5 protein-coding genes are annotated in these 5,550 nt (G+C 73.6%); all 5 read right to left on the bottom strand.

Features of this window, described 5'->3' with window-relative positions:
- Positions 1-292: 292 nt before the first annotated feature.
- Positions 293-2,026: a bifunctional uroporphyrinogen-III C-methyltransferase/uroporphyrinogen-III synthase gene (locus tag E1283_RS30725; protein ID WP_243745219.1), complete on the bottom strand. Its 1,734-nt coding sequence runs from the start codon at positions 2,024-2,026 to the stop codon at positions 293-295.
- The gene (gene hemC, locus E1283_RS30720) at positions 2,023-3,000 is read right to left on the bottom strand and encodes a hydroxymethylbilane synthase (RefSeq protein ID WP_132821450.1); all 978 of its coding nucleotides are present in this window, start codon (positions 2,998-3,000) and stop codon (positions 2,023-2,025) included. Before hemC ends, E1283_RS30725 begins: the two co-directional genes overlap by 4 nt.
- The gene (locus tag E1283_RS30715; protein WP_132821449.1) at positions 2,997-4,379 is read right to left on the bottom strand and encodes a glutamyl-tRNA reductase; all 1,383 of its coding nucleotides are present in this window, start codon (positions 4,377-4,379) and stop codon (positions 2,997-2,999) included. The genes hemC and E1283_RS30715 overlap by 4 nt, the downstream gene beginning before the upstream one ends.
- Positions 4,376-5,143 carry a redox-sensing transcriptional repressor Rex gene (locus tag E1283_RS30710; protein WP_132821448.1) on the bottom strand — a complete coding sequence of 256 codons (768 nt, stop codon included), beginning with the start codon at positions 5,141-5,143 and terminating at the stop codon, positions 4,376-4,378. The genes E1283_RS30715 and E1283_RS30710 overlap by 4 nt, the downstream gene beginning before the upstream one ends.
- A gap of 236 nt (positions 5,144-5,379) precedes the next feature.
- Positions 5,380-5,550, bottom strand: a 171-nt coding sequence (locus E1283_RS30705) for a glutaredoxin family protein (RefSeq protein ID WP_207930589.1), incomplete at its 5' end; no start/stop codon positions are given.

The following is a 5,550-nucleotide window of genomic DNA, read 5'->3' as shown; positions in this document are numbered from 1 at the left end:
GCCCCATCCCGGGAGCGACCGACCCCACCACCCCACCGGCCGCCAACGCGCCGCCGTAGACGGCGAGCTGATGCCGTTCCATGCCGGCCACCGGACCGGATCGCAGCGACACCGTACGTACCTTCCACGAATCGGGACCACCACAGCGGTGGCCCCGGGGCCGTACACAGGTGAGCGGCCCACCACGCCCCGCCGCCGGGCCCGGGGGCCCGGCGGTCAGCCCGCGCCCGCCGGACCGCCCGCGGCCGGCACCCACCGAGGTCCCTTCGAGCCGCTCCGTCCGGCAGGACGGCTACGCCGAGGTCCGCGACCGCCGTCGCTGCGGCCGCTTCTCGCTCGGCCGCTTCAGCACCTCGCCCGCCTCGATCGACGCCACGCGACGCGCGGCCCCGAACTGGGCGAGCGCCTCCGCCAGCGCCAGCGCGGACGGCTCGGGCGCCATCACGTCCACCCGCAGGCCGTGTTCCTCGGCCGTCCTGGCCGTCGCCGGCCCGATACACGCGATCACCGTCACGTTGTGCGGCTTGCCCGCGATGCCGACCAGGTTCCTGACGGTGCTCGACGACGTGAACAGCACCGCGTCGAACCCGCCGCCCTTGATCGCCTCGCGCGTCTCGGCCGGCGGCGGCGACGCCCGCACCGTGCGGTAGGCCGTGACGTCGTCCACCTCCCAGCCCAGCTCGACCAGGCCCGCCACCAGCGTCTCGGTGGCGATGTCGGCGCGCGGCAGGAACACCCGGTCGATCGGGTCGAAGACGGGGTCGTAGGGCGGCCAGTCCTCCAGCAGGCCGGCCGCGGACTGCTCGCCGCTCGGCACCAGGTCGGGCCGCACGCCGAACTCCTGCAGCACCCGCGCCGTCTGCTCGCCGACCGCGGCGACCTTTATCCCGGCGAAGGCCCGCGCGTCCAGGCCGTACTCCTCGAACTTCTCGCGGATCGCCTTGACCGCGTTGACCGAGGTGAACGCGATCCACTCGTACCGCCCGGTCACCAGGCCCTTGACCGCGCGGTCCATCTGCTGCGGGGTACGCGGCGGTTCCACCGCGATCGTCGGCACCTCGCTCGGCACCGCGCCGTACGAGCGCAGTTGCTCGGACAGCGACGCCGCCTGCTCCTTGGTGCGTGGCACAAGCACCTTCCAGCCGAACAGCGGCTTGGACTCGAACCACGCGAGCTGGTCCCGCTGCGCCGGCGCGCTGCGTTCGCCGACCACGGCTATCGCCGGCCGGTCGGCCTCGGCCGAGGGCAGCACCTTGGCGGACTTCAGGGTGCGCTCGACGGTGCCGAGCGTCGCGGTCCACGTCCGCTGCCGGGTCGTGGTGCCGGCCACGGTGACGGACAGCGGGGTGTCCGGCTTGCGGCCGGCCGCGACGAGTCGGGCCGCCGTGACGGCCACCGCCTCCAGCGTGGTGGAGACCACGACCGTGGCGTCGCTCGCGCCGACCTCCGTCCAGCAGCGGTCGTCGGCGTTCGGGCCGTCGACGAAGCGGACGTCGCCGCCCTCCGGGTCGCGCAGCGGCACCCCGGCGTAGGCGGCCACGCCGACGCCGTGGGCGATGCCGGGCACCACCTCGAAGGTGATGCCCTCGGCGGCCAGCGCCAGCATGTCGGCGGTGGCGTCGGCGTCCATGCCGGGGTCGCCGGCGACCGCTCGCACCACCCGCTTGCCGCCGCGCGCGGCGCTCATGGCAAGATCAGCGGCGTCGACGGTCCCGGCCGCCGCGCCGTGGGGCTGTTCCGTGTCCGCGCCCGTGGCCTGCAGCGGGACGTCAGTCCCCGCCCTGACGTGGGCGCGCACCACCTCGTAGGCCTCGGGATCGGCGATCAGCACATCGGCCTGGGCCAGCGCGTCGACGGCCCGCAGTGTGAGCAGACCCGGGTCTCCGGGTCCGGCACCGAGGAAGGTGACATGCCCGTAACTGGCAGTGTCGTATGCGGTGTTGGGGGCTGGACCGCCCGAGGTGGCGGCGGTCGGCGTCGTCCTGACCCGCTTGGCTTGTGCGGTGCGTGCGGTAATGGGGCTCAATGTGCTCGCTCCCCCATCAGACCGGCCGCGCCCTTGGCGAGCATCTCCTCGGCGAGTTCGCGGCCGATGGCCGCGGCCTCCCCGACGGAAGCCGGTACGGGGCCGGTGGTGGACAACTGCACCAGCGTGGAACCGTCGGTGGTGCCGACGACGCCGCGCAGGCGCATTTCGGTGACGGTCTGCCCGTCCTCCCCGGGGAGCAGGTCCGCGTACGCACCGACGGGTGCGCTGCAGCCGGCCTCCAGGGTGGCGAGCAGGGTGCGCTCGGCGGTCACGGCGACCCGGGTGTGCGGGTCGTCGAGGCCGGCGAGCTCGGCGACGAGGGCCGTGTTCGACACGGCGCACTCGACCGCCAGTGCCCCCTGGCCGGGGGCGGGCAGGACGATGTCGGGTGCGAGGAATTCGGTGATCTCCGCCTCCCGACCAATGCGGTACAGCCCCGCGGCGGCGAGCACGACGGCATCGAGCTCGCCGGAGCGCACGTACCCGATGCGGGTGTCTACATTCCCCCGGATCGGGACCGTTTCGATTTCGCAACCAAGGGCCCGGGACCAGGCGTTGAGCTGGGCCATCCGGCGCGGCGAGCCGGTGCCGATCCTGGCCCGGCCGTCCGCGACCGCGAGCCGCTCGAAGTCGAGGCCGTCCCTGGCCACCAGGGCGTCCCTGGGGTCGGCGCGCGTCGGCACCGCCGCCAGGGCCAGCTCCTCGGGCTGGAGGGTCGGCAGGTCCTTCAGAGAGTGGACGGCGAAGTCGATCTCGCCGGCCAGCAGGGCGTCGCGGAGCGCCGAGACGAAAACCCCGGTGCCGCCGATGGTGGCCAGGCTCTCCCGGGAGACGTCCCCGTAGGTGGTGATCTCGACGAGCTCCACGGACCGCCCGGTCAGCCGGCCGAGCCGCTCGGCGACGCCCCGTGACTGGGACATGGCGAGCGGACTGCGCCGCGTTCCGAGCCGGAGGGCTCGCTGTGCGTTCATGACCGCTCCTTCTGTTCACGCCGTTCGGGCTCGAGCGGCGTGCCGAGGTCGAACAGCTGGCGCAGCGCGGCCGCGTAGTAGGCGCCGTCCGGCTCCGCCGCCAACTCCTTGACGCGCACGGTCGGCGCGTGCAGGAGCTTGTCGACGACCCGCCGCACGGTCCTGCCGATCTCGGCGCGCTCGCGCTCGCCGAGGTCCGGCAGCCGGCCCTCGAGGCGGGCCAGCTCGCCGGCCACCACCTCGGAGGCCATGGCGCGCAGCGCGACGACGGTGGGGGTGGTGTGCGCGGCGCGCCGGGCCGCGCCGAGTGTCGCGACCTCCTCGGCCACGATGCCGCGCACCGCGTCCACGTCGGCGGCCATGGGGGCGTCGACGGAGGCGGCGGCGAGCGACTCGATGTCGACGAGGCGCACCCCGTCGATGTCGTGCACGGTGGCCTCGACGTCGCGTGGCATGGCGAGGTCGAGGACGGTGAGCTCGGGCGGGGCGCCGGTCGTGCCCCGGCGGCGGGACCGCTCGCGGACCGCGCCGGCCACGGCCTCGGCGGTGAGCACGAGGCCGGTGGCGCCGGTGCAGGACACGACGATGTCGGCGAGGGCCAGCTCGGCCGCGATGGAGATGGCGTTGATCGGGACGGCGCGGGCGCGCGGCCCCCCGGGGGTGGCCAGGCCGGCGGCGAGCCGCTCGGCACGCTCCAGCGTCCGGTTGGCGATCACCAGTTCGGACACACCGGCGCGGGCCAGGGTCGTCGCGGCGAGCGACGACATCGACCCGGCCCCGATCACCAGGGCGCGCTGACCGCGCACCCACGACGTGTCGCCGGCGCCGCCGCTCAGCTGCTCGAGCCCGAAGGTGACGAGCGACTGGCCGGCCCGGTCGATGTTGGTCTCGCTGTGCGCGCGCTTGCCGACCCGCAGCGCCTGCTGGAACAGCTCGTTCAGCAGCCGCCCCGCGGTGTGCTCGTCCTGGGCGAGCGCCAGCGCCGACTTGATCTGGCCGAGGATCTGGCCCTCGCCGACCACCATCGAGTCGAGGCCGCAGGCCACGCTCAGCAGGTGCTCGACGGCCCGGTCCTCGTGATGCGTGTAGAGGTGGGGCTCCAGGTCCGCCTGGCTCACCCCGGCGTACCGGCTGAGCAGCGCCCTGAGCTCGGCGACGCCGGCGTGGAATCGTTCCGCCACCGCGTAGAGCTCGATCCGGTTGCAGGTGGCGAGCAGCGCGGCCTCGATCGCCGGCGGACGCTCGGCGGCACCGGCCGTGCCAGGCGTGCCCGCCGCGTCCCGCAGCAGCTTGCCGCGGGCGTCGGGCGCGAGCGCGGCCGCCTCCAGCACGCTGACCGGGGCACTGCGGTGACTGAGACCGATCACCAGCAGAGTCATGCGGGCATCACCGCCGGGATGTCGCCCTCGGGGCCCTCGTCGGCCCGCGCCGCGCGCCGCCGGGCCGCCGTCGGCACCCGCGCGCCGTTGCCGGCCAGCTCGTCGGCGGCCTTGCGCTGCTCGTGGAAGGCGAGGATCTGCAACTCGATCGACAGGTCGACCTTCCGCACGTCGACGCCCTCGGGGACGGTCAGCACGGTCGGCGCGAAGTTCAGGATCGAGGTGACGCCGGCGGCCACCAGCCGGTCGCACACCTGCTGCGCGGCGCCGCCCGGGGTGGTGATGACGCCGATGGAGACGCCGTTGACCTGGATGATCTCCTCCAGGTCGTCCACGTGCGAGACCCCCATGCCGGCCACCTGCTTGCCGGTCATCGACGGATCCGCGTCGATCAGCGCCGCGACCCGGAAGCCGCGGGACGCGAACCCGCCGTAGTTGGCGAGCGCGGCCCCGAGGTTACCGATGCCGACGATGACGACCGGCCAGTCCTGGGTGAGCCCGAGCTCGCGGGAGATCTGGTAGACGAGATACTCGACGTCGTACCCGACGCCACGGGTGCCGTAGCTGCCGAGGTACGAGAAGTCCTTGCGGAGCTTGGCCGAGTTGACCCCGGCCGCGGCGGCCAACTCCTCGGATGAGACCGTGGGCACCGAGCGCTCGGACAGCGCCGTCAGCGCCCGCAGGTACAACGGGAGCCGGGCGACCGTCGCCTCGGGAATTCCTCGGCTACGGGTCGCCGGTCGGTGATTTCGGCCAGTTGCCACGGTGCTCCTGCCGGTCGGGCCAAGCGGAGGGCGGGCGCGCGAGGCGCACACATGTGCGCCGGCACGGCTCCGTCCGGCCCAGGCTATGCCTTTGTGAACGCGTGCACAAAGATTGTGTCCGTTTTGCCCGTCCAAAGTGACCGGTGCCACATACGCCAACGAGGACACCCGGTCACACTCCTCACGTTTGCGGCCGGCCGGGGAGAAAACGACCCCGAATGGTAATCCAAACCAGGTCAAGCCCCCAAGGCCCGACGCAGCCGCTTCGGATCCACCCGCCAGAAATCGTGCTGCTCACCGTCGACGAGAACGACCGGAATCTGCTCCCAGTACAGCCGGTGCAGCGCCTCGTCCTGGGTGATGTCCTTCTCCTCCCAGGCCACCCCCGCCTCCCCGCAGACGGCGAC

The sequence above is a fragment of the Streptomyces hainanensis genome (genome assembly GCF_004348415.1).
Classification (GTDB): Bacteria; Actinomycetota; Actinomycetes; order Streptomycetales; family Streptomycetaceae; genus Streptomyces; species Streptomyces hainanensis.
Note: the sequence above shows the minus strand (reverse complement) of the source record. Positions and strands in the feature narration are given on the sequence as shown.